Consider the following 2761-nt stretch of genomic DNA (forward strand, 5'->3'; position numbering starts at 1 on the left):
CGATGAAAATGTTCTCCGGCGAGATATCGTGATGCATCACGCCGCGTCCATGCGCGTAGCTGAGTACGTTCGCCATCTCATCAGCGAAGCGGAGGGCATCGGCGATCGGCAGCGGCCCGTCGCGCGCGAGCCGATCGCGCAGGCTCTCGCTCTCCACGACGGGCGTTACGGCGAAGAGGAACCCCGCCGCGTCGCCGGCGTCGTACAGCGACACGAGGTTGGGATGGCGCAGCCCCGCCGCGGTGGCGATCGCGCGCAGGAAGCGATCGGGCGTCAGTGTTGCCGAGAGGGCGGGGCGCAGCACCTTCACCGCCACCGGGCGGTGGTGTCGGAGGTCTTCCGCGAGGTACACGGTGGCCATGCTGTCGGCGCCGAGCTCTCGCGTCAGGCGGTAGCGGTCGGCCAACGCTGACGAGAGTCGCGGATCAATCATAGGCGGATACTGCCGGGCACGGCCCCGCGGCGCAATCACCGATCCGTGCGGCGCGACCGGCGCGTTGGCCTGCCGCGATTACCTTTCGTGGGTACGGATCTGGCGTGCGGGTACCTGCCCGAGCGCCAGGTCGTCACCGGAGTCGCCCATGAAGAAGCACAATACCGCTGTCCCCGATTTCTCGCGCAAGCGTCCGATCCCCGGCACGCCGTCCACGGCCGCGGGCGCGAAGTCCACGCAGCCGAGTCCTCGTCAGCCGCAGAAGCCACCCACGACGGCCAAGAACGGCGGGCGTCGCGGTACCTGATTCGGTGCCGGGACAGCGGCGCCGCGCGGCGTTCGCCGGCCAAGGCCCGCGTGCTCCCGACGCCTCCCACCGGTTCGGGTGGCGGGGTATGCTTCGGTATGCCTGTTTCAACGCTGACTGACGGCGCGTTCGCCTCCGATGTGCTCGCCCAGCCCGGGCTGCTCGTGCTCGATGTCTGGGCCGAGTGGTGTACGCCGTGCCGGGCCTTGGTCCCGATTTTCGAGACGCTCGCCGAGCGGTACGACGGGCGGGTTCGTGTGGCAAAGCTCGACGCCGACGCGAATGTCGAAACCGTGACCCGCTTCGATGTGCGGGCGCTCCCGACTGTCCTGATCTTTCAGGATGGGGTGCTCGTGGAGCGGCTTAGCGGCGCCCGCGCCCTGGGCGTGTACGTGGACGCCATCGAGGCGCAGCTGTCCCGTGGGAGCATGGCCGCGGTGCCGCTGGTGCCGGCGTCGCCGGAGCGCGTCGTGGCCCCGTCCACCAGCGGCGACAGTGACGCCATCCGCGAAGCCCGCGAGCTGTTGGCGCACCCCGAAGCCATGCTGGTCTTCAAGCACAGCAACAGCTGCCCCGTCTCCTTCACCGCCAAGCGTCAGTACGATCACTTCGTCGCGGCCAATCCCGAGGTGCCCACGCGTCTCGTGATCGTGCAGCAGGAACGCGAACTCTCGAATGCGCTGGAGACGGTGAGCCGACTGCGGCACGAGTCGCCCCAGGCGCTCATCGTGCGAGCCGGGCGGGTGCTCTGGGATGCGTCGCATGGGGGGATTACGGCGCCGCGCCTGGAGCAGGCCTTCGTGACCGTGCAGCCGCCGGGCTAATCCGGCACACCGCGGCGCCGCGCGCCGCCGCCTCGCGCCGCTGCCCCCGACGCGCTAGACATTAGGGACGCTGGTCCATCGTTCCCCGGCCCCCTTTGTCGATGTCTCCGTTCTCTGTCGTTCGTCACAACCGCGTGCTCGCGGCCGCGCTGCTGTCCCTAATGGCCACGGCGCCTGGGCTGGTGCAGGGCCAGTCCGCATCCGCAGCTGCAGCGGTCGCGGACCGGACACCGCCGCGCGCAATCCGCCGCGATATCCCGATCACGAACAGCATCCGCCGCGCCTACGCCGCCGGAACGCGCGATTCCACGGGACGGCCGGGTCGTGCGTACTGGCAGCTGCGCACCGACTACGCGATCGACGTGTCCCTCGATCCCGCCACCTCGCGACTGAACGGTACGGCGCGCATCACGCTGCACAACAGCAGCCCCGATGAGCTGCGTGACATCGGCCTCCGACTCGACCCCAATCACTTCCTCGGCAACGCACCGCACGCCGCGCCGTGGGTGCCCGCCGAAGTGACCGATGGGATGGTCATCTCGCGCATGACCATCGACGGTAAGCCGGTGAATCTTGCCTCCAACGCGGCGCCGGCCGGCGACGGCGGTTCGGGGGCCAGGGCCATCGTCGCGGCGCAGCAGAGCGCCGCCAATGCGCCCACCGGCGAGGCGGTGCTGCGCAACGGGCGCTCCACCTCGGCCAGTGTCCGGCTCGGCACGCCGATCGCCGCCGGCGCGAAGGCGGTGCTCGAGATTGTGTGGTCGCACAAACTGCCGGGCGGTCCCGGCACCGGACACCGCATGGTGCAGCGGTGGGCGGATACGCTGTACCAGCCCACCCAGTGGTTCCCGCGCGTGGCCGTGTACGACGACCTGCGCGGCTGGGACAGCGAGTTGTACGTGGGTCCGTCGGAGTTCTACAACAACTTCGGCACCTTCGATGTGAACATCGATGTGCCTGCCGGCTGGATCGTGAGTGGTACCGGCGTGCTGCAGAACCCTGAGCAGGTGCTGACTCCGGCGGCGCGCGAGCGGCTCACCAAGGTCACGCAATCCGACGCCGTCACGACCATCGTCGGGCCCGAGGAAATCGGTCCGGGGCAGGCCACCGCCATGGGCAATGCCAACGGACGACTCGTGTGGCGTTTCCACGCCGATACGGTGAACGATTTCGCGTGGGCAACCGCCAAGAAGTACG

Annotated in this window: 3 protein-coding genes and 1 pseudogene; 3 read left to right on the top strand and 1 reads right to left on the bottom strand. The window is 69.3% G+C overall.

Translation table 11 applies throughout. The annotated features are described in order from the left end of the window. Positions 1 to 433, bottom strand: a 433-nt coding sequence (locus ACIRA7_RS16490) for a protein kinase (RefSeq protein ID WP_396221921.1), incomplete at its 3' end; no start/stop codon positions are given. A gap of 148 nt (positions 434 to 581) precedes the next feature. Here ACIRA7_RS16490 and ACIRA7_RS16495 point away from each other — a divergent pair. From ACIRA7_RS16495 to ACIRA7_RS16505, 3 genes and pseudogenes are all read left to right on the top strand, one after another. Continuing rightward, positions 582 to 740: a hypothetical protein gene (locus ACIRA7_RS16495; protein WP_396221922.1), complete on the top strand. Its 159-nt coding sequence runs from the start codon at positions 582 to 584 to the stop codon at positions 738 to 740. 98 nt (positions 741 to 838) lie between these two features. Next, positions 839 to 1564, top strand: a complete 726-nt coding sequence (gene ytxJ / locus ACIRA7_RS16500; protein ID WP_396221923.1) for a bacillithiol system redox-active protein YtxJ — start codon at positions 839 to 841, stop codon at positions 1562 to 1564. A 101-nt stretch (positions 1565 to 1665) separates the two neighbouring features. Beyond that, positions 1666 to 2761: pseudogene (locus tag ACIRA7_RS16505) on the top strand (M1 family peptidase); the annotation flags it as partial.

The sequence above is a fragment of the Gemmatimonas sp. genome (assembly GCF_044376735.1).
Taxonomy (GTDB): Bacteria; Gemmatimonadota; Gemmatimonadetes; order Gemmatimonadales; family Gemmatimonadaceae; genus Gemmatimonas.